Origin of the sequence: Pauljensenia sp. UMB0895 (genome assembly GCF_030218905.1) — a bacterium.
Lineage (GTDB): Bacteria > Actinomycetota > Actinomycetes > Actinomycetales > Actinomycetaceae > Pauljensenia > Pauljensenia turicensis_A.
Genome location: NZ_JASOQR010000006.1, coordinates 1 through 24630, shown reverse-complemented (window position 1 = coordinate 24630; position 24630 = coordinate 1). Strand labels below are relative to the sequence as shown.

Below are 24630 nucleotides of genomic sequence, written 5' to 3'. Positions count from 1 at the left end.
GTGGTAGCAACTGGTCGGAGGCTAGCCAAGCAGGTTGTCAGTACCGGATCGCGTCGATTGGTTTGACTCTGACGGCAGCGAGCGCAGGGATAATTCCGCAGAGAGCGCCGATTCCCGTGGAGATGGCAATGCCGTCGATGGCTGCGCTCATCGGGAATGGTGGGCGTTCCTGCAGGTAGATGCCCAATAACGTGTCAAGTGGCAGTAGTCGGATCACGATGATGGCAATTCCGACACCGATGACGCCGGCGACGAAGGTAGCGACAACCGACTCCATGAAGACCGCGAAGAAGACTCGTTTAGCGGATGCTCCCATAGCTCGCCGGATGCCGATTTCTCGGATGCGTTGGCGTACGGTGACGATCGCGACGTTCAGTAGCCCGAGTGCACCTAGCAGGATGACGATGCCACCGATGACCATGATGACGGTGCGGATCGTATTCATGCTGGATTGTCCGCCGTCGTAGTATTCACCGCCGTAGACGTCGCCTTTCCAGCCTTTGCCGAGTACGGATGCGAGTGCTTTGGGGAGCAGGTCTCGTGCTTGTTCCGCCTGGTCAGCTCCGGTCCAGACCAGCATTTCAACACCGTTTGATGTGGGGGATTGTCCGCTGAGCGCGGCTGACTGCGATTTGGTGAACTGCCAGGCGGTGTAGTCGATGTAGGCGGTTGGGCTGTCCCATTGCGAGTTGGATTTGATGACTCCGACGACGCGGTATTGGGTGGCGGAAGCATCGTTGGCGTGCAGGACGATAGGGTCTGCAATATTCGCGTGAGCTAGGTATTCCCAGAGCGTGGAGTTGATGACGATGGGGACGACTCGCTGGTTGGCGTCGCCCGCATCGATCCACCTGCCGACGATTGGGGTCAATCGGAATAGCGTGGAGTACGCGGGGTCGATGGCTTTCACGGATGTGGACGTTTCCATCGTTGTGAGGTCCTGCGTCGTGGGGACTCCTCGGTATGAACCGGTTTTTGAGATCTGTTCTATCTCAGTGAAGGTGATATTCCCTGTTTCGAGCCTGGACCAGTAGGGGATGTGCAGGCGTTGAGCGACGGTTGTCATGGCGTCACCCATGGGGTCGTGAATGACGCCGGTGAGCGCGGCGAGCGCGTTGCTTCCGTCGCTGCTCGTTGTGCCTTGGGTTGCTGAGTCGCTGTCGATAGTTGGCATTCCTTCGGCGTTTGTTGTGGTGCCAGTTTCGCTTTCGGTCGACGAGGCCGCGCCTGTCTCACCGGTGTCTGAACTGGTTTCTGATGCGCTGACGTGCAGAGTAATGGATCGGCCTGAGTAGGCTTCCTCCATTTCTTTATTGACCTGAACCAACATGTCGCCAATGGCGATAACTGAGGACATGGCTGCGACGGCCGCTACGACGCCGACGAGGGAGAGGATGACTCGGGTTTTTTGTACTTTGACTTCGCCCCATGCTTCTACGAGGGCGCCGATGATCTGGTTGAGGGTATTCATTCCTGAGTCTCCTCCTCTTCGTTTCGACCACCGGTTGAGGGGGAGGTGACCAGTTGGGTGGGGTCGGCCTCGTCGATTGAAGGACGGGTGGCGGAAAGATCGTGGGAGTCGATTGCGTGCAGGGTACCGTCGGCGAGCTGGAAGATTCTCTTTGCGCGCGAGGCGACCGCGAAATCGTGGGTGATGACGATGAGGGCGGCGTTGTTTTCTCTGGCGACGGTTTCAAGGAGTTCCATGACCAGCGCGCCGGTTTCGGGGTCGAGTGCGCCGGTGGGCTCGTCGGCGAGGATGACTCTTGGCTGGTGGACCAGGGCACGTGCGATGGCGATGCGCTGCTGTTCACCACCGGACATTTGGGAGGGGTAGGAGTCGAGGCGATCGCCGAGCCCCACGCGGTCGAGCATGGAAGCGGCAAGTGTGCGACGCCTCCAAAATGCTTGTCCAGTTGCGTAGAGCAATGGGACTTCAACGTTTTCACGTGCCGTGCGCGCGTTGAAAATGTTGAACTGCTGGAACACGAAGCCGAAGGTTGAACCGCGCAGGGCAGAGCGCTTCCCTTCGCCCAGGCGCGTCACGTCAATGTCGTTGATCGTGTACGTTCCGTCAGTCGGCAGGTCCAGAAGACCAATGATGTTGAGCATCGTCGATTTGCCGGTGCCGGAGCGACCCACGATGGAAATGTGGTCGCCGGGATCGACGTTCAGGTCGATGCCACGCAGGATTCTCAGGTCGGACCCGTCGGGTAGTTGAACCGTCCGGGTGACCTGGGCGAGTTCGATCAGGCTCATGTCAGCCCGCCGAGCTTTCAGTGGTGGCCGTCAGGGGAGTGGCTCCATCTACACCGGATTCACTGCCCCGTGTTGTGTCTGAGCTGGCGGTGGGAATGAATTCGAGCACCGAGTCGGATTCCGTCAGACCTTCTTTGATCTCGACGATTTCACCGTTAGTCAGACCCAAGGTGACAGGCTTCTTTTCGGGCTTGCCGGCTCCATCACTGGCGGGGATGTAGACAAATCCGCTTTGGAAACGGCCTTCAACAGCGCTGATGGGGAGTGTGAGGACGTCGGTTGCGGAGCCCGCGACAATGTCCATTTTCAAGCCGAGGCCGGGGAAGACCTTCTGATCTGCTGGGATTGCGCAACGTGCTTGGATACCGCTGTTCTGCTGGGTCTCTCCCTGTTGATTCGTGTTCTTCTGCGTCGTGTCAGGCGTGACGATCTTGAGTCCCGAGCAGGTGAAAGGTGCGGGCCCATTAGTGATGGTCACGGTTGCTTCGGAGGGTGTTTCTTGAATGCGGTACAGCTGGTCGGCGTTCAGAGTTGCCACAGCGGAATAGGTGGAGGGGGCGATGGTTCCCAGTTGGTCGCCGATGTCGAACCGCTGGCCGAGTAGGGCGCTGAGATGCAGGGTGCCACTGGCGGGGGCAGTGATGTCCGTGTACGTGTAGGTCGGCGTCTGTTGATCGTCTGTATCGTCGGTATTCGGGTTGCTTTCGTTTTGACCACGTATCTGCAGGATCATGGCTCCTGCTTCGACGTATGTGCCGTCACTGACGGCGATGTAGTTGACCTCGCCAGCCCCGGTTGCTTTAACAACGGTGGAGGGATCGTTTTCGATGTTGCCGTTGACCGAGACGGTGTTCGTGATGTCCGCTTTCGTCGGGGTGACCGTCATCTGCCCGTAATTCGCGCTTGGATCAAGGGGCTGATCGCTTTGGTCCGCCCCAGTGGAAGGAAAGAATGCGAATTTCACGAGGCTGATCGCGATGATGATCCATACGCCTGTCTTAATCAGGGCGATGATCTTTTGAAAACGCGGGGACGTGGAAGAGGACACGAATACTCCTAGACGCTCATCAACGTTGATGGTTCCCAACGGTATCAGTGCCCCGTGTCGTGGGGGAATGAGGACACTGACAAATCAGGGGTGACTCAGGGTTAGTCAGGGTTGTGTGAATTCTGGTTTGAGACTGTCGAAAAATTGCGAGTTTGGGCGCAAAGAAAGGTGAAAATACCCAGTCAAATACAGTCTTGGCTCGGCAGAACGGAAGAGAATAACGACCCTACTGACCGCGCTTCACGGCTTCGAGCAACATGACCGCCACGTCTTTCACCTCGGGCAGGGAAGTGGCTTCCGTCAACGTGGCGCCGTCAGCAGGTGCGCCCTGGCCAGAGGCGGACAAGAAGCCCGCCGAGGAACCGGACGCAGACCCCAGCATCTGCGAACAGAACGGGCACGCAGTGGCGACCACGTCAGCGCCTGTTGATGCTGCCTCGACAATGCGAGCATCACTAATGCGGGTGCCTCGTGATTCTTCGAACCAGGCGTGCGCGCCACCGGCACCGCAGCACATGGCGCGGTCGCGGTTACGAGGCATCTCAACAACCTCAACACCTGGGATGGAAGCGACCAGTTCGCGCGGTGGCTCGTAAACGCGGTTATGGCGACCCAGGTAGCAGGCATCGTGATAGGTGACGTGCAGGGGGCGACCCGCTTGGTCGGTATCAGACGGAGAGCCTGGAGCAACCGGCTTCAACAGACCTTCGCGCACTAGGCGGTTCAGCAACTGGGTGTGGTGGATGACATCGAAGTGACCACCGAGCTCGGGGTACTCGCCAGCAATCGTGTTGAAGCAGTGAGCGCACGAGACAACGATCTTCTGAGCCTTCGCCTCATTCAGAGTCTCAATCGCCTGTGCGGCGAGCATCTGGAAGAGAACCTCATTGCCGGCACGGCGCGCAGCATCACCCGTGCACGACTCACCCGAACCGAGGACAGCGAAGGAAACGCCGGCAGTGTGCAATAGCTCTGCCACGGCAGCACTGGTCTGCTTTGCCTTATCGTCGAAAGCGCCCGCGCACCCCACCCAGAACAGGTAGTCAACCTCTTCAGCGCTCTTGATATCTTCGCCGATCACGGGCACGTCGAACTCTAGGTTCTTCGCCCAATCCAAACGCTTTCGTGCCGGCTGGTTGTAAGGGTTGGCCTTTGATTCCATGCCACGGAATGCGCGTCCCAGTTCGCGTGGGAACGCGGCTTCCATCAGCACTTGGTGGCGACGCAGGTCAAGAATGTGGTCGATGTGCTCAATGTCGACGGGGCATTGTTCGACGCAGGCGCCACACATCGTGCAATCCCAGAGGACTTCCTCGCTGACAACGCCGGGAACCAGTGGTCCGGCGACGTCAGTGACACCCTCAGGACCAGTTGCCCCGGACGCGGAAAGCATCTGCAGGACATCGAAGGAATGCGGGGAAGGCTCAACGCCCTTATCCAGCATCAGATCGCCGTGCTCAATCACGTCGGCAACAGTGCGGTCACCGGGGACGTTACCGTCAACAAGTTCCTGAGAGACGATCTCTTTATTTGACGCTGACTCCATGTGGTCGCGCATCGACATGATCAAAAGCTTGGGGGAGAGGGGCTTGCCCGTATTCCACGCGGGGCAGAGTTCCTGGCAACGACCACATTCCGTGCAGGCATACAGGTCAAGGCGTGCCTTCCACGACAGGTCGGTGGCACTGCCCGTACCCAGAACGGTGTCCTCGGGAAGGTCTTCGAACTGTTCTTCGCTGATCACCGGCACGCCGTTGATCAGCATGTGATCGGCGGGACCAAGCGACTTTGTGCCGTCATCGTTGCGACGCGCATACAGGTTGACGATCGCAACGAAACGGTGCCATGCAACGCCCATCGACGTCTGCACGCCGACCACCATCATCCAGAGCATCGACGTCATGATCTTGACGGTCGCAACTACGGCGATCGCGTTTGCAAGACCGGTTGAGCCAAGCCCAGCCTTCAAAGCAAGCGCGCCGATCCACCCGGTTAGCGGGAAGTGAACAATCAGAGGCAACGGCCATTCCTGACCCACTTTTTGTTCGAACATCAGGCCGTATTCGAGGCCTCGTAAACCGATGATGCACACGCACACAATCAGAACGACCCACTCGACGAACAGCGCCTGCCATTTCGTCGACCCGAGGAAACGCGACGCCAACCCTTGCGGTGAACCGTCGCGCGGGTGCGGGCAGGACAGTGGCGCGTCGTCACCCGTCAGGGAAGCCTGATCATCATTCGACACGGCTGCCTCAGCGACACTGCCGTGGCCAGCGCGCTTGCGCACGATCATCAGGTAGATGATGCCCAGCAGACCACCCCAGGCGAGGACCTCTGTCAGCCACTCCCACGGCGCAAAATGCCCCAGCAGCGGCAGGGCATACATCTGATCGCGCAACTGCCCATAGCCGGCAACAAGCGTGAGGAACAGCAGAGGGAAGGAGATCATCACCAGCCAGTGAGCGACCTTCACCCACGGGCGATGCTTGAACTCACGGTGAGTCAAAATCGTAGAAATCATCGACCATAGGCGCTTGCCCACCGGGCGCAGACGCCCCGGATCAGGCTGGCCCTGGTTGATCTGGCGCCAGATATGTGCGATACCGCGACCGAACGCCAGCAGGGCGAGCAGAGTCACCAGCAGGGAAAACACCCAGCACACAACACTCAGAGCAGAAGATGCCATCGAAATGATCTCCGAACGGATAGGAATCAACTGCTTTCATTGTCGCACCCACTGTCTGCACATGGCGTTGTGGGGTGCAAACGCGCGGTTTCGACTCAATATGCTCCGCTCCTCATTCGCATTTTTCGCGCGCTCACTGTTGCGAAAGATCCGGAGAGGAATGGGATGAGTTCCTCACCTCACCCGGACGCTCGTGGCACGCGCACGTCAATCTGTGAGAAGGTGAAGCCGTGATCACAGACTCGGTGAACATGGACAAGCCCCTATCCGACCAAGAGATCTTCGAAGACGACCGACCGCACGACCACTGTGGTGTCTTCGGCGTGTGGGCGCCCGGTGAGGACGTTTCGCGACTCACCTACTTCTCGCTATATGCTCTGCAACACCGAGGACAGCAGTCCGCCGGTATCGCAACCTCGAACGGCTCTCAGATTCTGGTCTACAAAGACCAAGGCTTGGTGAACCAGGTGTTCACGGAACAAACCCTTCAAGGCCTGACCGGCCACGTCGCCATCGGACATGTCCGCTACGCGACTACGGGGGCGGATACGTGGCGTAACGCCCAGCCCACGCTCGGTCCCACGCCAAACGGAACGGTCGCTCTCTGCCACAACGGCAACCTGACGAACACGACCGAACTGCGTGAGCTGGCGAAGAAAATCGCCGACGAAGGTGACGACATTGAACATGGTGCAACCACGGACACATCCATCGTCACGGCCCTTCTTGGACTGGCAGATCGTATCCCTGGACCTGTGCCGTTTATTCCTCCAGCGCTCGCCCTTGCGTCCTCCATGGACCAGGGCGATTCTGCTTCTTTTGCGCAGTCGTCGACCTTAGAGGCCGGTTCTGCTTCCTCGTCTAGCGAGGTGCCGGCACAGGGGACAACAGAAGGCTATTCGTCTCTCATCCCGGCGGCCCTGAAGGTCCTTCCACGCTTGAAGGGTGCGTTCTCGCTGGTCTTCATGGACGAGAACACGCTCTACGCTGCGCGCGACCCCCACGGATATCGACCGCTAGTACTGGGTCGCCTGTACTCCGGCTGGGTCTTGGCTTCCGAAACCTCCGCCCTTGACCTGTGCGGTGCCACGTTCGTCCGCGAAATTGAACCCGGCGAGCTCATCGCAATCGACCAAAGCGGTGTTCACTCACGCCACTTCGCGGTTAAACGCTCCAACACCTGCGTCTTTGAATACGTGTACCTTGCCCGCCCTGACACCGTCATCGGTGATCGTCAGATTGTGGCGGCGCGCCGTGAGATGGGCGCGATCCTCGCCGAAGAGTCAGGTGTCGAAGCCGATCTGGTGATCCCCACGCCTGAATCGGGCACTCCGGCCGCCATCGGCTATGCAGAGGCGTCATGTATTCCCTTCGCGCAGGGCCTCGTGAAGAACGCCTACGTTGGCCGAACCTTCATTCAACCGACTCAGTCACTACGCCAGTTGGGTATTCGCCTGAAACTCAACCCGTTGCGCGAGGTTATCGGGGGGAAGCGGCTGATCGTCATCGACGACTCCATCGTCCGCGGAAATACTCAGCGGGCCCTGGTTCGCATGTTGCGCGAGGCTGGCGCATCCGAAGTACACGTCAGAATTTCATCACCGCCGGTCCAGTGGCCATGTTTCTTCGGTATCGACTTCCCGACCCGCGCGGAACTGATCGCCTCGGCGATGAACGTTGACGAGGTTTGTGCTTCTATTGGCGCCGATTCGCTGGCATACCTGTCGATGCCGGGCATGGTTCGCGCGACTCGCCAGGGAACCGGCCTCTGTCTTGGCTGCTTCACCGGCGACTACCCCGAAACAATCCCTGCAGGCACACCTATCCCCGGCACTCCAGGGGCTATCAGTTGCTAACCGGATACGGCCTCGTGACCACGCGATGCCGGATATGCACCATGATCCTCAACCGACCACCCCACCACCGCACCTCACCAAGGGAGCTTCGATGAGCGAGAACACCCCCCTCGACTACGCGTCAGCTGGCGTCGACACCGTGGCAGGAGACCGCGCTGTCGAACTCATGAAGGAAGCCGTGTCACGTACGCACGATGCGACCGTCCTCGGCGCAACCGGTGGATTCGCGGGCATGGTTGATGCTTCGGCGTTGCTTGGCATGAAGAAGCCGTTGCTCGCCACCTCCACGGACGGCGTTGGTACGAAGATTGCTATCGCGCAGGCCATGGACATCCACGACACCATCGGCCAGGACCTGGTTGGCATGGTCGTTGACGATATCGTCGTGATCGGCGCACGCCCCGTGCTGATGACCGACTACATCGCGTGCGGACACGTTGTCCCCGAACGTATCGCAGCGATCGTCACCGGCATCGCTCGCGCCTGCGAAGCAACCGGAACCCCGCTGATCGGTGGCGAAACCGCGGAACACCCCGGTGTCATGGAACCCGACGACTACGATATCGCTGGCGCAGCAACCGGCGTTGTTGACGCTGACATGTTGCTTGGGCCAGAACGCGTTGCTGACGGCGACGTGTTGATCGCTATGGCATCATCCGGCCTGCACTCCAACGGATACTCGCTGGTGCGTTCCGTTGTCGCGCGAACCGGGCTCGCGCTGGATGCCCACGTTGAAGAATTCGGTCGCACGCTCGGTGAAGAACTCCTAGAGCCCACGCGCCTGTACACCACGTTGTGTCTTGATCTGATTGGTCAGTTCGGCGTTGGAATGCTGGGTGAAGCTGGCGCTTCTTCGGCGGAGTCTGTGGCGGGTGCTGGCCTGACCGGCATTCACGCCCTGTCCCACGTGACCGGTGGCGGACTGGGAGCAAACCTCTCCCGTGTCCTCCCCAAGGGATCAATTGCGGACGTCGATCGCGGATCCTGGGTTGTCCCGCCGGTCTTCGACTGGGTGCGCCGCGGCGGATCCGTCAGCTGGGAAGGCATGGAAGACTCGCTCAACCTAGGCGTTGGCATGGTTGGTGTTGTTGGCGCTGAAAGCGCAGACGCTGTCATGGCTGCGACTAAGGCTACTGGCATTGATGCATGGGTTCTCGGCACCGTTCGTTCCGAAAAGAACGCTGATGACGGATCTGGCTTGACTGACGCTCGCATCATCTCTGGAACGAAGGGCGTGAACGCGGGAGCTGTTCGCCTGCACGGCCAGTACCGAATCGCTTGAGAAACTTCGTCGGAAGGTGATCCGATCGGAAGGCCAGAAGGTCCCGCTTCATCGAAAGTCGGAAGCCCTTTATTGGAAAGCTTCGCATCACCCCATACACCCTCCCATCACCTCATACAAAGAGTGCCGAAGCCCCACCCTGGGTTTCGGCACTCTTCTATTCACACGTGAAATGGGTACACGAAGACCAGCGTATGAGCTAGTCATCAACAAACCTCTTCAGTCAGCGTCGGCAATGCACCGTAGTGGCACTACGTGACACCGTGAGTTCAACGGAACGCATACGGGTGCGTCACTTGGACGGGTTGATCCAGAAGTCCTCGTCGAGCTCGGGAGATTCCTCCGCATCATCGGCGTCGGCAAAATCCGCGTATTTGGAGTAGAGGTCGTCTTCTTCGTCCTGCTTGTCCTCTGCGTCCTCGTAGTCGTACTCGTCGTAATGAGAGTGCTCAGAGGAAGCGAGCTCGCGCTGCAAAGCGTCGAGATCGGTATCAGGACTGAAATACTTCAGCTTGCGTGCGACTTTCGTCTGCTTGGCCTTTTGACGGCCGCGCCCCATGGCGTCGACCCCCTCCGCGTTGTTCGGGTCCGCGCGAAGCGGTTCCCTGGTTAATGAAAATGTGTCGTGGGAACATCATAGCGTTATTCGGGCGCAATGCTCACATGCATCCATACCCACGGGCGCGCTTGGTTCCCCGGCGGTGCCGGCAAAAAGCCGGTTTTTCAACGAAATAATCGAATAAGAATCTGAAAATTAGTGCTTCTTACGAATGATGTTGAGAACGATCAGACCGACAACCGTGGCCGCTCCGGCCGCCGCGATACCGACCTTCTTCAGGGCCTCGGGTTCGCCGTCCTTGGCATCCTGAACGGTGATCTGAGCCTGAGTCTGGAAGTTGGCGAACTTTGCCTTCGCGGTTTCCTTCGTCTGATCCATGATGTACGACGGCTGAACACGACCGAAGAGCTCATCGACGGTGGCCGTCATTTCGGCGCGCGTAGTCGCCAAGTCGGCGAGAATCTGAGCTTCGGTGCGCTCGCTGGTTTCCTTGATGTCGCTCACTTGCCCAAGCCTTTCTTCAGCGCGTTGATGTCACGGGTGATGTGTTCCTTCGGATCCGGCTTGTCTGCCTGCGACTTCTTCAAGAACGAGGCGCCAACAAGCGCCAAAATCAGCACGATCAGGAGCAGAATGCCGGTGGTGATGAGCGAGGCGGCCCACGCGGGAAGAGCGATTGCGATAGCGATCTCGACGGTGTGGAACACCCATCCGAGCAGGTAGAGCGCAAAAACGGCTGCAACCGCAAGCAGGACGCCACCGATGCCGATCCTCTTCACAAAGTTCTTAGCTTTGAGCTTGTTCAGCTCGATTTCGCCGTTGACCAGCGTCGTAATCTGCGAGGACAGGGTCGCAAACAGTTCCCCCATCGATGCGGGGCGAGCTTTTGCTGCCTTGGGTTCCTCGATCGGTTCGAGCGGAGTTGTCATCGGTGACGCTCGCTTCCTGAGTTCGTTTCTTGCGGTAGGTTCCGCGCTTTACTCCAGTTTCTCACGTTCTGCGCGCCCCTGCAGTCGTATGTGGTGACCGCGCAGATCGGAGCCTATTCCGGGATCACCGAACCGGGGAGCTCGTCCAAGATCTTGCGCGCTTTGTCGATGACTTCTGCCTGTTGGGGCGTGGGTGCGTTATGTCCCGTTCCGTTCGATGGATACGAGGCTTGGCCAGCATGTGAATGTGCGGCTTCGGCAAGGGCTTCTCGGCCGTTCGGCGATGCGAGCAAACGAATCGCTTGAGTGATCGGATCGGGTTCTTCATCCCGGCGGGGCAGATCGACCGGATGCGTTGAGTCGGCATCTTCGTCTGCTATCGGAGTGTCGTTTTCCTCCGGCGCATCCTCGCTTTCGTTGAGGGGTACAGACACATCGACATCCGTTGAATCATCTTCGGGAGTAATCTCCAGATCGCCGGCTTCTTCAGCGTGCGAAGGAGTCCGAACAACCTCGCTGGTGAAAGGTGTCAGCCTCGTGAAACCGGAGTATCGCGGTTCCGCAGCGGGCTCGTCAGAATCGGTGGCGTCTGCGTCATCTGTTTCCTCCTCGAGCTCCAGTTCTTCCGAATCGGGAAGTTCATCAGAAACAGTATTCGAATCCTCAGGCTCAACGTCTTCGCTCAGCTCCGCAGAATCATCGCTCGTGTTCGTCTGAGCCTCTTCGGTGGCGTGTTCCGTCAAAGGCCTCCACTGAATCGCAATCTGTACATCATGATCACCATCAGCTAGCGGTTCGCTGTCCTGGGTCTGCGATGAAGAATCCTGATCCAGAGTGGAAGCCCCGGCCTCGTCCCCAGAAAGTGAAATGGGCAGAGAAGACGAAACTGACGGAGAAGCCGACGTTGCCGAAACTGAAGTCGCAGGTAGAGCCGAAGGAATCGGACCTAAGTAGGTTGCGGGGTTATCAACATCCTCGCTCTGAGCCTGCTTAATCGCCTGAAGCGTCGGGTGAATAAGGTCCGCGCTCAACACCGAGTTGGCCAGCAGTACAGCACGTTTGCACGAGGCCGCGACCTGCGCATCAGCCGTCGCACAGATGACGGTCGCATCGAACTGCGTGAGACGGCTCAACAAGTCGATCGCCTCAAGCCTGAGCGGAGCCGGAAGGAACGTCGGGTCATCCGCCAGAATAATGTCGCCACCAGCGATAGCAGCCTGCGCCAGAAGAAGGGCATACAGGTCAATTTTCTTCAACGAAGACGTCGGCGTATCCAACAGATCCTTCAACCCCAGAATCTGAGTAATCGAATGGAACGTCGACGCCCGCGCGCTCACCCCGGTCAGAGCAAGAGGAGCCACAAGGTTCTGGCGGACAGTCAACGACAGGTTCAACGGCGAAGACGCGGTAATCAGAGCAACCGAGGCGCTACGACCAGGCCGATTCGCGTGTCGGCTACGCACAAAAACGGCCCCAGAATCAGGCTGGGAAAACGACGCAATCACATCAAAAAGAGCCCGCGCACGCTTACCCGTCGGATCATAAATCGCGGTCAGTGAAGCCGAACGGAACCCCAAAGAAACACCGTTGAGCAGACGAATCCCCTGATCAGACTTCGTCGTCACGTCACGCAAGAAGACGGTCACAGTTTCGCCTGGCCCTGGCGCATGATGAGACTTAGCGCTCTTGAACCAAGGTTTGCGACCGTGTACGTCGATGTCCTTTGTCATATCAGCATTGTCTCAGATTGAGGCACGTTGCCGTGCGTGTGTTGGATCAGCATGACCCCTATAGTGGGAGGCGCGTACGAGCCCGAAGACGCGAATAGCCCTCATTTCCTGCGATGCATGAAGGAAACGCAACCAGTGACCTCGTGAATATGAAAACGGGAGCGGGGCTCGGGATAAACAAAAACCCCGAAAGTTTGTGAACTTTCGGGGGATCTGGTGGCTCCGACCGGCGTCGATCCGGTGACCTTTCGATTTTCAGTCGAACGCTCTACCAACTGAGCTACAGAGCCAGTAACCGGACCGGCAGGTCTGGTCGGCGACCCCGACGGGACTTGAACCCGCGACCTCCGCCGTGACAGGGCGGCGCGCTAACCAACTGCGCTACGGGGCCTTACAACAGGTAAGACCTATTGAGTTATTTTCACTGTTCAGCACGAGTGCCGTCAGAGAGTACCCCCAACGGGATTTGAACCCGTGTCGCCGCCGTGAAAGGGCGGTGTCCTAGGCCGCTAGACGATGGGGGCCTTTTCGGCCACCACAGTGGCGTCCGAAGACGAGGAAAAGCATATGTGTAAAATGGGGTGGAATGCAAAACGGAATCATGGTGAACCGACTCACAGTTAATAAAAATGGCTAAAATTCGCTGAAAACTCCATATTGTTTCTCTCCGATTTGAGGCTTTCGGTGTCCGCGTCTAAGCCCGTGCGTCTTCAGCAATCTGAAGAATCACCCCCTAGGCTTGGACTATGACTTTGCCGACTCTGTTTTCTTCGCACATGCTGACCCTCTGGGGGGCCTCGTATATAGCCACGGAAGCTGATGCGCAATCTGATGGCACCCAGTCGGGCGTTGCGGAAGTCGCGGTGAGCAATGCCATTGATATTGCTTCACTGCTGCTCAGCGCAGCAGTGGCAGCGGTGATCGGTTTCGTCGTTGCCGCGTTTGTTTCCGCACTTGTCGGTCGAACCTTCCGTCGTTGGCCTGTGGGAGCCGCGCTGGTGAAGCGCGTTCACACACCCCTGTATGTCACAGCGATGGTCTGGGGCGCGTGGATTGGACTGAATTGGCGCCTGCAAGAAGCAGATCTGACAAAATGGTCGAACGGGGCCCTAGTCTCCAGCGCCCTTCACGGTCTGCTGATACTGGCGATTGTTGCGATGACGTGGATTCTGTATTCGGCAGCGTGGGTTTTTGAAGACGCGGCGCGTCTGCGTAACCGTGCGGATCAAGGGCGTTCGAGGCGCTTTGCAACCCAAGCCCAGGTGCTACGACGTTTGACGCAGGTTCTCGTTGTGATTGTCGGTATCTGCGTCATTCTGGGGACGTTCGCGGCCGCGCGCCAGGCGATGGGAACCCTACTTGCATCCGCAGGTTTGATCTCCGTGATCGCAGGTCTTGCCGCGCAACAAACCTTAGGCAACGTATTCGCTGGAATTCAGCTTGCTTTCACGGACGCGATCCGCGTAGGCGACGTTGTTGTAGCGAACGCGAAGGGAGAGTCGGGTGCGATTGAAGAAATCACGCTCTCGTACGTGGTTGTCCGAGTGTGGGATGAGCGACGCCTGATTATTCCTTCGACCTACTTCACCTCAACAACCTTCGAGAACTGGACACGACGGGCTGCCGCTCAGCTGGGAACGGTCGAAGTCCAGCTGGACTGGTCTGCTCCGATGGCGCTGATTCGCCAGAAGGTGGAGCAGATCCTGACCTCGACGGATCTGTGGGACGGGCGTACGTGGAACGTTCAGATGACGGCATCCGATACCTCGACGGTCACGATCCGAATTCTGGTGTCCGCCGCGAACTCTGGAAACCTGTGGGATCTGCGTTGCCACTTGCGAGAACGCTTGATCGAATGGATTGTCGCCGAAGAACCGTGGACTCGGCCGTCGACGCGCGTTCAGACCTACCAGGGAACACCGGTTGCGCATGACACCTCTCGCGCGCAGGTTGCAGCGTTCGCTGCTGAATTGCGCTCGATCGCCGGAGACACCTCGGTTCCGCTGGGTCACGAGTCTGGTAGTACGGCGATCGATGATGCGCGTCACGCCCTTGAAGGTGAGGATGCAGGCATCGATGCGGAGCACGCTGCTCGTATGGTCGCGGCACGCCGTAAAGCAAAGCGTGCGCGTCGACGTGCAATGGCGGATCGTATACGCGACTTGGCTGAAGCGGGCGATCGCGGAGAGGCCTCTCCGAGCGACGATTCGTCGACCCAGGTGATGACTCGCGGGACGCTACAGAAGGTACTCGAAGCTGTTGCGAAGGGTGTTCAACCGGGTACCGAAGAATCTTCATCGCCAGTGTCTGGAACGCAGGGCGTAACGGCCACGGGGGCTATCGGCGCCCACGAGCTCAGCGAAAAAAATGGGTCGGCTAGCGCCTTAGAGCAAGCCACCTCGTCTTCGCAGAGCGAGCAGAGCGAAAAGACTTCTTCGCAGAGTAAAGAACCGGACGCCATAACAATGACCCTGACAACCAGTGGCAAGGGCGAACGCTTGTTCTCCGGTTCACCTGACGCTGAAGAACGATCCGCGATCTTCGCCGGCCCGGGTGAAGACGCGCTCGCGGAACGTGAAGCGACGCGTCAACGTCGCGAGCGCGAACAGGAAACACGCGAGCAAGAAGCAATGAACGCCACCGGATCCTTCCCGGCCATCGTGTGTGATGGCGAAGAATCTGGCGACGGTCATGACGAAGATCTGACGGAAACGAAGATCCAGCACCTCTGATTCGCTCTGGGTGTCATCTACCCGCGTGAAGGTAACTTACCCGCGTGAAGGTAAGTCCGAAGGTTAATCGCGAATCGCGACCTCGTCCCTCAAGGGCGACAATAGGTGTATGACTGATTTTCCAAGCTTGAACGATGCAGCGAACATGACCGATGCGCAGTGGAAGCGTATCTTGACGCCGATGCAATACCACGTGCTACGCGAGGCGGGGACCGAACGCCCCTTCACGGGAGAGTTGCTGGGGGAAACTCGTGACGGCGCGTATCACTGCGCGGCGTGTGGTGCCCAGCTGTTCGATGCGAGCACCAAGTTCGAATCGCACTGCGGTTGGCCGAGCTTCTATCAGGCGAAAGACGCGTCGACGACCGAGATTGAAGACCGCTCGCACGGCATGGTCCGTACCGAGGTTCGTTGCTCGAACTGCGGTTCGCACCTCGGTCACGTGTTCCCGGATGCGCCGAATCAGCCGACGGGCAACCGCTACTGCATGAACTCTGCAGCGCTCACTTTCCTGCCCGCGGGCGGATGATGCGCGGTGCCATCGCTTCCTTCACAGTCGGGGCTGGACAGGGTTCCCGCTCAGTTTTTCATCGTCGGTTCGGCGCTGATCCAGTACGTTGGCGCAGCTATTGCAATCGGCCTGTTTGCACAGATGTCGCCTGCTTCGGTCGCATGGTGGCGAGTTTTAGTCGCCGCGAGCATCCTGCTCGCGTGGCGTCGCCCGTGGCGTGAAAAGTGGAGTCGCAAAGATCTTGTGACGTCCATGGTTTTCGGTGTGTTCATCATTTCGATGAACTCCACCTTCTACGAAGCCATCGCTCGCCTCCCGCTTGGTGCGGCCGTGTCGTTGGAATTCTTGGGCCCCGTTCTGGTTGCGATTTTTAGGGGACGAGGCCCAGCGCCACGCATCGCCGCCCTCCTTGCGTTTGCTGGGGTTGTGTCGATCTCTGGGCTTGGGTTGGACCTTGATGCGCCCGGCGTGAAGGCTGGTATTGTCTGGATTCTGTTGGCGGCGACTGCGTGGGCTGGCTACATCATGGTCGGTCAGAAGCTTGCGTCGAAACGGTCGGCGGTATCGAATCTGGCAGCGTCGCTCGGTTGGAGTGCGCTGTTCAGTTCGGTTGTGTTGGCTCCCGGTGGCGTCGGAGGTTTTACGTCTGCGCACTTGTTCGGGGCGCTCGTCGTGGTGGGTGTGCTGTCGACGGTAATTCCGTTCAGTTTAGAAGCTTTGGCGATGTCGCGTGTCAGCGCAGCAACCTTTGCCCTGTTTACGGCGTTGCTTCCGGCAACGTCGACGATTGTGGGTGCGGTGATGCTCCGTCAGCTCCCAACGCTGGGTGAGCTGGGTGGACTCGTGCTGATTTCCATTGCAGTCTGGATTGCGTCCTCCCCGCGCTTCCAACGCTGAAGCGTAGTTCTGGCCGGACTTACGGTTCCCGGTTCTGGCTGACGTGCACGCGGGTTGCTTTGTGATGGGCTTGGATCCGAATTTTGGCGGGGGATTTTTCTTCTTTGAACCAGTGTGTCGCAGGGCGCGCCCAGCTACGCCCGAAGTCCGATGAGCGAGTTGGCGTCAGGCAATTGGAGTGCCGTCGCCATGGCATTTCTGCGCCCCTTGATGCGACGAGTCATCTCTATGAGGAGAATGCGGAGAAACCGACGAAGGGTCGGATTCGAAGAATCTTGGTAGACCCCAATGTGGAAGGCTAAGGGGTGAGCTATGCGGAGGGGAGGTGCGCACACTGATCTGCAACCATGCAGGTGAAATGGTATTTGAAAAGCCGACGAAGCAAGTGGTGGTAGGCCCAGGGGGACTCGAACCCCCAACCCACGGATTAAAAGTCCGCTGCTCTACCATTGAGCTATAGGCCCAGCGGTTTCGGTCGCGCCAAAGCGCGTGAACCGCCCAAGATCGTAAAGATCTATCTCTATTGTAATAAGGATTCTTCTGATGGTTAAATCGTGTCCACCGCGTCGCCCCGCCATGTTGACGCCAACGAAGGCGGAGTCAATCGTTGGCGACGAGAACACGGCGGCAAGTTCCGGCTTAGCGCATTCGAGTGCGTGGGCGCTGATGGGCGTGGGCGATGAGGATTTTGACCGCGAGGCCACGCTTCGTCTTCGGGCTCTTGTCCGGAACCTGGGCGTGGACCAGGTGGCACACCTCTGGTCGCGTAGCCCGGAGTTCACTCTGCCGGGTGCTTTGTGGCGACTCTATCTTCTACTCGAGTGGTATGAACGCGAGCCCGGCCTCGTTGATGAGCGATATGTGGACGGGGCGCACGCCGATATTGTTCCGGGACTGGAACACCCTCTGAACTTGCCGGAGTTGGCGGACGTGATGGCGGATGTCGCACGACTGCTGACCGGCGAGCTGACGGACGATGATCTGGAAGAGGTCATCACGGACGCGTCGAATGCGATGCGAGTGCTGGCTGCTGGTTTCGGTGGTGGCGGTTCGTGGATCACGGATCCGCATGATCCGTTGGCCTACCCGGTTTCGACGCGTGCGAAGGCGCTTTTGAAGACGGCGGAAGAGCTGTCCGTCAGTGCGCGTGAGGCGCATGTTGGTGCGCTCGAATAGCGAGTCGGCGGGGTACGAGGGAACTGCAAGAGCACAATGCCCGCACGTTGTGATTCTTTGGTGTGTTGAAGCCCTTTTGGCGTGCGAAAACGCCCGCTCAATGACACCATAGAAGGTAGTTCAATGCGCCAACGCGCATAAAGCAACGATGCGTGAAGAGGCCCCCATGTCGAACGACGAACCCACATTCTCTGCTCCCGACGACTCGTGGCCGGGACCGGTCATGCCCGACGAGCGCGATGATGCGCAGAACGCGGACACGACTCAGGTGACCAATGGTGTTCAGACCGCTCGGGCAACAGAGATGTTTGTGCCTCCGTCGCAGGCTGGCGGGCTTGTGGGCGTTGAACATGAGGATTCTGAGTATGACGACGATGTGGCCACGCCTCGTATTTTGCTCCCCGCTTTGATGACTGACGTTGATATGTCTGCGCCAATCGGAGAGGACAAGCCACTGCCGAAGGGGCGTTTCGCGGATCGTGAGATCTCGTGGATGGCGTTTAACCAGCGTGTCTTGGAACAGTCGGAAGATCCAACGTTGCCACTGCTAGAACGCGCCTGGTTTACTGCGATTTTCTCGTCGAACTTGGACGAGTTCTACATGGTGCGCGTTGCCGGTTTGAAGCGTCGCATCGCCGCGGGGATCGCGAAGAAGGGCGCGTCTGAGTTGGAACCGCGTCAGGTGCTTGAGGGAATTCAGGCGCGTACGCAGGAGTTGACTGCGCGTCAGGCGCGTGCATTCCAGGACGATATTCTGCCGGCACTTGCTGAGCAGGGGATTCGTTTGGCTCGATGGGATGATGTGTCTGAAGATCAGCGTGCTCAACTCACCCGCTACTTCCGTCGTCAGATTTTCCCTGTTCTGACCCCGTTGGCGGTTGACCCGTCACACCCGTTCCCTTACATTTCCGGCCTGTCTTTGAACCTCGCGGTTGTTGTCCGCAATCCGCTGACAGGCAAACTGCACTTCGCGCGCGTGAAGGTTCCCCAGTCGCTTCCGCGCCTGATCAACGTGGATTCTGTGATCGGGGGTGGACCTGCGGAATCGTATGTGGCGACTGATGAAGGCACGACGTTCATCACGCTCGAAGACGTGGTGCGCGCGCACCTTGAGCACCTGTTCCCCGGTGTTGAAATCGTTGAAGCTCACGGGTTCCGAGTGACGCGTAACGAAGATCTTGAGGTCGAAGAAGACGATGCTGAAAATCTGCTGACGGCGATGGAGGAAGAGCTTCTGCGCCGTAAGTTTGGTCCGGTTGTACGCCTTGAAGTTGAGGATACGATTTCATCGTTCGTCCGTGACTTCCTGATCGAAAAGCTTGAGATTTCGCCGGCTGACGTGGTCAGCGTTCCGGCTCCGCTGGACTTGACGCTCTGCAACGAATTGCATGATCTGGATCTAACGGACTTGAAGTACGCGAAGTACGTGCCGGTGACCGCCGCTGGCTTGGCGGAGTTCGAATCGGCACGTGCGGGTGATATTTTCGCTCAGATCCGCTCGCATGATGTTTTGCTACATCATCCTTATGATTCGTTTGCGACGTCGGTGCAGGCGTTCATCACGCAGGCTGCCCGTGATCCGAACGTGCTGGCAATGAAGCAGACGCTGTATCGCACCAGCGGTGATTCGCCGATCGTATCGGCGATGATTGAAGCAGCGCAATCCGGCAAGCAGGTCGTTGCAATTGTCGAGATCAAAGCCCGTTTCGACGAGGAAGCGAATATCGGCTGGGCGCGAAAACTGGAGCGTGCCGGCGTCCATGTCGTGTACGGCATGGTCGGCTTGAAAACGCACTGCAAGCTCTCCTTGGTCGTCCGCCAAGAAGCCGACGGTTTGCGTCGCTACTGCCACGTGGGCACAGGTAACTACCATCCAAAGACCGCGCGTGGCTATGAGGACCTTGGCCTGCTTACCTGCGATCGTGAGGTCGCTCAGGACCTGACCCGCCTATTCAACCAATTGTCCGGGTATGCGCCTCGTTCGACGTTCCACCGACTGCTGGTTGCCCCGCTGTCGATTCGCGATGGGCTCATTGAACGCATCAACGCCCAGATCGCGCGCAAGAAGGCTGGTGGCGAAGCGTGGATTGGTATCAAGGTGAATTCCGTGGTCGACGAGGCCGTGATTGACGCCCTCTATCGCGCTTCACAGGCCGGAGTAAAAGTCGACGTTCAAGTTCGAGGCATCTGCGCGATCCGCGCCGGAGTTCCCGGCTTGTCTGAAAACATACGCGTCCGCTCGATCCTTGGTCGCTACCTGGAGCACTCGCGTATTTACGCGTTCGGGGTGCCCGGTGAGGAAGAAGTGTGGATTGGCTCTGCCGATCTGATGCACCGCAACCTGGATCGTCGCGTTGAAGCATTGGTTCGCATGAGCGACCCCGACCAGGTTGAGTATCTCGCAAACTTGATTAGGCGTGGCGTTTCATCGAAGACCTCATCGTGGGCGCTGAAGAAGAGTGGAAACTGGAAGCGTCATCAGGTGAACAAAGACGGCTCGCCCCTTGTTGATCTGCAAGTTGAGCTGATGGAGGCGGCCTCGTCGCGCGTGATCGGGCGGTAACGCAAGGGGTGGCGCGGGTTCGCTCGACGGGGATCGCGCTCTGAAGTTGAGTCAGCAACTCGGCGTGGTCGCTTGGCGGGCCGCAACTGCTGTGTGATCTCCGTTGATTCAGCGGGTGGGGCGCCGTGCCGGTAGGCTAAGGGGGTGTCTCGTTCGATTCGCCCGGCTCCAGTCCCGACGCGCCTTGTGCGCGCTGCGGGAGCTTTAGTGTGGCGTTTCGTTGATCCCGAGCGTCGGGGCGTTCCCGGACAGGTGATTGTGCCCGAGGACATTGAAGTCCTCATGGTTCACCGTCCTCGTTACAAGGACTGGTCGTGGCCGAAAGGTAAATCGGAAGCGAACGAACCGATCATCTGCGCCGCCATCCGCGAGGTCGAAGAAGAAACTGGCGCCTCCGTTATTTTGGGTGCTCCGCTGACAACTCAGCGCTACCGGCTTGGCTCCGGGCAGACGAAGGAAGTTCGCTACTGGGTGGGCACGCTGGCCGACGATGAGCGTCGCACCGGTCTGGGAACGTCAACGATTGCGCCTACGGCGACTGCTACGCCGATTCCTGCGTCAGTGTCTACACCGGCGAAAGTTCGTATTTCTCCGGCTATTTTCGCGAACCGCAAGAAGGGTCAGGCTCCAAAACTGGCTCCTGCGCCTACGCGCATGCCCGAACCCACGGGCAAACAGCCGGTCGTTTCGCCTGCGCAACTGTCGAGGCCCTCTGCTATTTCCCGCGTTCGCACTCCCGTGAAGCCAGCTCCGGCCAGCGAAATTGATGAGACCCGCTGGGTGTCACCCGGTCAAGCCGAGCAGATGCTCACCCGCCGAGGTGACCGGCGACTGCTCCAAGAGCTCGTCGCGCGAGCGGAAGAAGGCAGGCTTGTTACCGTCACGCTGGGTCTCGTTCGCCATGCGAAGGCGGTGTCGCGCACTCAGTGGGCGGGTGATGAGGCAACGCGCCCGTTGACGCGCTTGGGCGTGCGACAGGCGATGGGCTTGGTTGATGTCCTCAGTGCGTTTGGGATTGAGCATGCCGTATCGTCGTCGTGGATTCGTTGTCAGCAGACGCTTGGCCCGTGGGCGAGCGTCGGCGGGGGGCAGGTTGAGGTTCGCGACGAGCTCACGGAAGCTGCGGTTGCGACTGATCCCGCGTCGGCTTCGGCGGTTGTTGCGCAGTGTGTGCGCCAGATGAACGCGGTTGTTGTGTGCGCGCATCGGCCGACGATTCCGGCGCTGTTGGATCCGATCCGTGCGGTCACCCCTTCGACTTTGTTGCGTTTGTTGCCTTCCGAGAGTCCGTGGCTGACAACCGCGCAGATGCTGGTTGTGCATATTTCGCATGCGTCGGGTCGTCCTGAGGTGGATGCTATCGAGACGCATGGTACGCGTACGAAGGATCTTCTGGGACTCTAGGGCCGGCCAAATACCATCTTTGCAAGCGATGTCACCGAGTGCAGGGTTGCGGGCCACAAGGTGTATCTGTCACCGGTGATGGATCTGTTTGACCGCTCAATCGTTGCCCACACCGTCACAGAATTCAACCAAGCAATACATGAGTGCATCCAGTGATACAACACCGAACGTATCCACGAGTGACTCACGGGCCTCACTCCGATGCAATATCGGAATTCAGACCCTTGAAGCCCTAACCGCCGAGAATTAAACCAATCCAACTTTTAGAGGCTAGTCCAGCAAGTAGTGAGGGGCTTCTCAAAACTAGTTTCGGTTTTTTTGGGGGGGGGGAGCCTTGCCATTATTAGGAAAAGTGCCAAAACCTGTTTCATATAGGGGGGTTGCGGTTACAAGAAAAATGTCGTAACCTCCAGGCAGGAGTTTAGTCCTACTTGGTTGCCATTATTAAGGGTTGCTATAGCACTGATAGTTGCTCTATGCGATTCTTGCCGGTCGTGAGGTCGGCATGGCTAACTCCACCATCAACAGATGCGGGTGTTCAGGTAGCGAACCTTCAGGTTCTCACTACGCCCAAAATATCTTCTCGGAAGGAAGATTTGACAGTATGATGAAGCAAAACGCAATCCGTCGTCGTGGTACGGCGATTTTAGCTGTTGCTTTCTCTTTGGCTATGGTGGGCACCTTTGCCCCTGCGGTGATGCCTGGATCTCCGCTCGTTCCGGCTGCTAGTGCGCAAGATCCTGCTCCGAAAGCTGGCGGCGATAAGGCTATCTATTCTCCTGGTAAGGCGAGTGAAACGGGCACGATCTCTGGCTCTGTCAAAGAGATTGTGAAGGCGGCCGTTGGTTTCAATAACGTTCAGGATGCCGGTAAGCCAATGGGGGGTGTGAAGGTATACGCCCAGTGGTATGAGGGTGTCAACACGGAGCATTCATCCCCGGTGTACTACACCGAGAGCGACGCTAACGGTAATTTCACCATCAAGATGGGACCGTACATTGATGCTGCCGGCGTGCCCCGCACGTTCGTTGCGGATGCCTCTGTTGGTCCTACGGTAGGTCAGCGTGATCAGCTCCGTGAGAAGATCCGTATGTGGACGGAGCTACCAGATGGCTTGGCGGATAAGTATCGTCTGGTACATCAGCCGGCGGCTGGTATCTTCCCTGGCATTGGCGCAGAGACCACTCCCACCACCCAGGGTGACGGTCCGTGGGGTGGCAACAAAGTATCGGGTGTGACCATCCAGTACGCACAGAAGGACAAACTGCCGCAGCACCTTCCGGAAAACAAGTGGGCAGAGAGTGTTGGAAAGTCCGGTAACAGCGGTAACTATGCTGGTCGGGCATTTTGGAACCTTGATGTGTTGCAGGGCGCGTTAAGCCACAACGTTGTGAGTGCCTTTGGAGGCAAGGACGTCCCTGCTGCTGGTTTGAAAGTGGTTGGCTCTTACCTAAACGATCAGGCCGTGACCAAGATTGAAGAGTACGCGAAGGATAACTTTGCGGGTAAGACTCTGCGTGGGAAAGGTTGGACTCCTGCTGACGAAGAAGGCCTGCAGCGCTGGATTAATGAGCAGGTAGCTGCGGATCCAGAAGGTTGGATTGCCGAGACGGTCACCACCACTACTGGCGCTGATGGTAAGTTCCAGCTGTTCTGGAAGGGTATCTACGGTAACAACCACACTGGTACGGGTGGTGGCATTAACCCGCCGGCTGCAAAATTGCACAAGCTGGCTGGTTCGTGGGAAGAAGGTTCTTGGGCTAACGGCAACCTTGGATCCAAGCACGTCAATATGCACTGGAGCTACCTCAGCGTTCTTAATACTGATGGGAAGCCGCTTCCTGACAATACCGGTGTGCTGTATCCTTGGTCTCTTGGCCAATGGGCAGGCCCGGGCTTCGGCGCTGATTTGAACGCTGGTGGTAACGCACAGCTCTTCGGTGGCGACGGCGCGCTAATTGGAGAAACCACTGATGGGTACACGGGTTGGAACATCGCGCTTGCGCCGCAAGCCTTGAAGTTCGATGTAGTGGATAAGAACACCACCGATAACTGGGCGACGGTCGGCGATACGGTTCAGACTGATACCTCCGGCCTGCCGATCACTCAGGATCTGAGCTACTACTACATCCAGTGGGTAGACAAGAACGGCGAAGTCGTCAAGACCTGTAAGACCGCTAAAGCTGATGCCGCAACCAAGATCCCAAGCTGTCCCCTCAAAGTTCCTGCGAATGCCCAAACTGGTGATACGTTCACTGCTCGCCTGAAGCTTACTCATGGCGATCTAGATCCAGCGAATGACTTGGTGCTGGCTTTGGATGCTTTCGCTGTGGCTAATTACTACCTCGCGTACGACGAGGTCCAGGCGAAGTCTGGAGAGGCTACTTCTTCCGAGCCAAAGTTCGACAACCCGGATACCGACGCCAAAGAAACTAAGCCTGAAAAGGCAAAGTTCGAACTTGGCACACTGCCAGAGGGCGTCACTAAGGATCAGGTTTCGGTTGATTCCGCGACTGGCGTTGTGACCTTCACTCCGAACGCTGACCAGGTTGGTAAGACGTTCAAGTTCCCAGTTGTGATGCGCAACGAGGACCTGCGGGTCCCGGTTCTTGACGAGAACGGCGATCCGGTGAAGGGTGACGACGGCCAGCCGAAGACCCAGGGCCGCATTGTTGCCCGTGCCGATGCCCCATTCAAGGTAGCGAACACCACCGCAGCAACTGTCGAGCCTGCGTATGAGGGTAAGTTGGTTGTTCCTGGTAAGAAGACTGAGTCTGCTCCGTCGTTTACTGATCAGGGTGGTAAGAGTGTAGATGTTCCTGAGGATGCGAAGTTCGCTATTACTGACGGCTTTGACATTCCTGAGGGTTACACGGTGGCGATTGATCCGAAGACTGGTGTGATCACTGTTGAGTTCGCGGATAAGTCGAAGTTGAATAAGGACACGATCGAAGCGTTTGATGTTCCTGTTACGGTGACGTATAAGGATGGCAGC

The 24630-nt window shown here is 58.2% G+C and carries 17 protein-coding genes and 4 tRNA genes; 9 read left to right on the top strand and 12 right to left on the bottom strand.

The window, feature by feature from the left end; all coding sequences use genetic code 11:
- Positions 1–37: 37 nt before the first annotated feature.
- The 4 genes from QP503_RS04290 to QP503_RS04275 all read right to left on the bottom strand — a co-directional run bounded on the left by QP503_RS04290 (position 38) and on the right by QP503_RS04275 (position 5996).
- The gene (locus QP503_RS04290; RefSeq protein WP_006680707.1) at positions 38–1471 is read right to left on the bottom strand and encodes an ABC transporter permease; all 1434 of its coding nucleotides are present in this window, start codon (positions 1469–1471) and stop codon (positions 38–40) included.
- On the bottom strand, positions 1468–2259 hold the full coding sequence (locus QP503_RS04285) for an ABC transporter ATP-binding protein (RefSeq protein ID WP_006680708.1): 792 nt from the start codon (positions 2257–2259) through the stop codon (positions 1468–1470). Before QP503_RS04285 ends, QP503_RS04290 begins: the two co-directional genes overlap by 4 nt.
- 1 nt (position 2260) lies before the next feature.
- Entirely contained in the window at positions 2261–3307 is a 1047-nt protein-coding gene (locus QP503_RS04280; protein WP_285084180.1) for an efflux RND transporter periplasmic adaptor subunit, read from the bottom strand.
- Between the two features lie 226 nt (positions 3308–3533).
- A complete protein-coding gene (locus tag QP503_RS04275) occupies positions 3534–5996 on the bottom strand; it encodes a (Fe-S)-binding protein (protein ID WP_285101294.1) in 2463 nt (820 codons plus the stop codon).
- Positions 5997–6247: 251 nt separating this feature from the next.
- Between QP503_RS04275 and purF the strand changes: the two genes are divergently transcribed.
- Positions 6248–7852 carry an amidophosphoribosyltransferase gene (purF, locus tag QP503_RS04270; protein ID WP_179370320.1) on the top strand — a complete coding sequence of 535 codons (1605 nt, stop codon included), beginning with the start codon at positions 6248–6250 and terminating at the stop codon, positions 7850–7852.
- A gap of 91 nt (positions 7853–7943) precedes the next feature.
- Entirely contained in the window at positions 7944–9134 is a 1191-nt protein-coding gene (gene purM / locus QP503_RS04265; RefSeq protein ID WP_006680712.1) for a phosphoribosylformylglycinamidine cyclo-ligase, read from the top strand.
- A gap of 292 nt (positions 9135–9426) precedes the next feature.
- Here the strand turns inward: purM and QP503_RS04260 are convergent, their stop codons facing one another.
- The 7 genes from QP503_RS04260 to QP503_RS04230 all read right to left on the bottom strand — a co-directional run bounded on the left by QP503_RS04260 (position 9427) and on the right by QP503_RS04230 (position 12876).
- Positions 9427–9693: a DUF3073 domain-containing protein gene (locus tag QP503_RS04260; protein WP_006680713.1), complete on the bottom strand. Its 267-nt coding sequence runs from the start codon at positions 9691–9693 to the stop codon at positions 9427–9429.
- Between the two features lie 195 nt (positions 9694–9888).
- Positions 9889–10197 carry a DUF3618 domain-containing protein gene (locus QP503_RS04255; RefSeq protein WP_285101292.1) on the bottom strand — a complete coding sequence of 103 codons (309 nt, stop codon included), beginning with the start codon at positions 10195–10197 and terminating at the stop codon, positions 9889–9891.
- Positions 10194–10622, bottom strand: a complete 429-nt coding sequence (locus tag QP503_RS04250; RefSeq protein ID WP_006680715.1) for a phage holin family protein — start codon at positions 10620–10622, stop codon at positions 10194–10196. The genes QP503_RS04255 and QP503_RS04250 overlap by 4 nt, the downstream gene beginning before the upstream one ends.
- 113 nt (positions 10623–10735) lie before the next feature.
- On the bottom strand, positions 10736–12352 hold the full coding sequence (locus QP503_RS04245; RefSeq protein ID WP_285101290.1) for a P-loop NTPase family protein: 1617 nt from the start codon (positions 12350–12352) through the stop codon (positions 10736–10738).
- A 214-nt stretch (positions 12353–12566) separates the two neighbouring features.
- Positions 12567–12642: transfer RNA gene (locus QP503_RS04240), tRNA-Phe, on the bottom strand.
- Positions 12643–12669: 27 nt separating this feature from the next.
- Positions 12670–12743, bottom strand: a tRNA-Asp gene (locus QP503_RS04235).
- A gap of 60 nt (positions 12744–12803) precedes the next feature.
- Positions 12804–12876 (bottom strand) — tRNA-Glu (locus QP503_RS04230).
- A 222-nt stretch (positions 12877–13098) separates the two neighbouring features.
- Between QP503_RS04230 and QP503_RS04225 the strand changes: the two genes are divergently transcribed.
- The 3 genes from QP503_RS04225 to QP503_RS04215 all read left to right on the top strand — a co-directional run bounded on the left by QP503_RS04225 (position 13099) and on the right by QP503_RS04215 (position 16492).
- Entirely contained in the window at positions 13099–15084 is a 1986-nt protein-coding gene (locus QP503_RS04225; protein WP_285068030.1) for a mechanosensitive ion channel family protein, read from the top strand.
- Positions 15085–15193: 109 nt separating this feature from the next.
- Positions 15194–15613 (top strand): peptide-methionine (R)-S-oxide reductase MsrB, encoded by a 420-nt coding sequence (gene msrB, locus QP503_RS04220; RefSeq protein ID WP_103633163.1) that lies wholly within the window; start codon positions 15194–15196, stop codon positions 15611–15613.
- Positions 15614–15619: 6 nt separating this feature from the next.
- Positions 15620–16492 (top strand): EamA family transporter, encoded by an 873-nt coding sequence (locus QP503_RS04215; RefSeq protein ID WP_285068029.1) that lies wholly within the window; start codon positions 15620–15622, stop codon positions 16490–16492.
- 389 nt (positions 16493–16881) lie between these two features.
- Here QP503_RS04215 and QP503_RS04210 read toward each other — a convergent pair.
- Positions 16882–16956, bottom strand: a tRNA-Lys gene (locus tag QP503_RS04210).
- Positions 16957–17035: 79 nt separating this feature from the next.
- Between QP503_RS04210 and QP503_RS04205 the strand changes: the two genes are divergently transcribed.
- From QP503_RS04205 to QP503_RS04190, 4 genes are all read left to right on the top strand, one after another.
- Positions 17036–17668 (top strand): hypothetical protein, encoded by a 633-nt coding sequence (locus tag QP503_RS04205; protein ID WP_285068028.1) that lies wholly within the window; start codon positions 17036–17038, stop codon positions 17666–17668.
- Positions 17669–17834: 166 nt separating this feature from the next.
- Complete coding sequence (locus tag QP503_RS04200; RefSeq protein ID WP_285068027.1) at positions 17835–20231, top strand: RNA degradosome polyphosphate kinase; 2397 nt, start codon at positions 17835–17837, stop codon at positions 20229–20231.
- Between the two features lie 186 nt (positions 20232–20417).
- Complete coding sequence (locus QP503_RS04195) at positions 20418–21635, top strand: NUDIX hydrolase (protein WP_502929450.1); 1218 nt, start codon at positions 20418–20420, stop codon at positions 21633–21635.
- A 604-nt stretch (positions 21636–22239) separates the two neighbouring features.
- Positions 22240–24630 (top strand): YPDG domain-containing protein (locus QP503_RS04190; RefSeq protein ID WP_285101288.1); only part of this gene is annotated, 2391 nt, incomplete at its 3' end.

Bases quoted from the DNA above. Each gene is read 5' to 3' on its own strand.
- QP503_RS04290 (WP_006680707.1), bottom strand. From the start codon at position 1,471: ATGAATACCCTCAACCAGATCATCGGCGCCCTCGTAGAAGCATGGGGC.
- QP503_RS04285 (WP_006680708.1), bottom strand. From the start codon at position 2,259: ATGAGCCTGATCGAACTCGCCCAGGTCACCCGGACGGTTCAACTACCC.
- QP503_RS04275 (WP_285101294.1), bottom strand. From the start codon at position 5,996: ATGGCATCTTCTGCTCTGAGTGTTGTGTGCTGGGTGTTTTCCCTGCTG.
- purF (WP_179370320.1), top strand. From the start codon at position 6,248: ATGGACAAGCCCCTATCCGACCAAGAGATCTTCGAAGACGACCGACCG.
- purM (WP_006680712.1), top strand. From the start codon at position 7,944: ATGAGCGAGAACACCCCCCTCGACTACGCGTCAGCTGGCGTCGACACC.
- QP503_RS04260 (WP_006680713.1), bottom strand. From the start codon at position 9,693: ATGGGGCGCGGCCGTCAAAAGGCCAAGCAGACGAAAGTCGCACGCAAG.
- QP503_RS04250 (WP_006680715.1), bottom strand. From the start codon at position 10,622: ATGACAACTCCGCTCGAACCGATCGAGGAACCCAAGGCAGCAAAAGCT.
- QP503_RS04245 (WP_285101290.1), bottom strand. From the start codon at position 12,352: ATGACAAAGGACATCGACGTACACGGTCGCAAACCTTGGTTCAAGAGC.
- QP503_RS04225 (WP_285068030.1), top strand. From the start codon at position 13,099: ATGACTTTGCCGACTCTGTTTTCTTCGCACATGCTGACCCTCTGGGGG.
- msrB (WP_103633163.1), top strand. From the start codon at position 15,194: ATGACTGATTTTCCAAGCTTGAACGATGCAGCGAACATGACCGATGCG.
- QP503_RS04205 (WP_285068028.1), top strand. From the start codon at position 17,036: ATGGTTAAATCGTGTCCACCGCGTCGCCCCGCCATGTTGACGCCAACG.
- QP503_RS04200 (WP_285068027.1), top strand. From the start codon at position 17,835: ATGTCGAACGACGAACCCACATTCTCTGCTCCCGACGACTCGTGGCCG.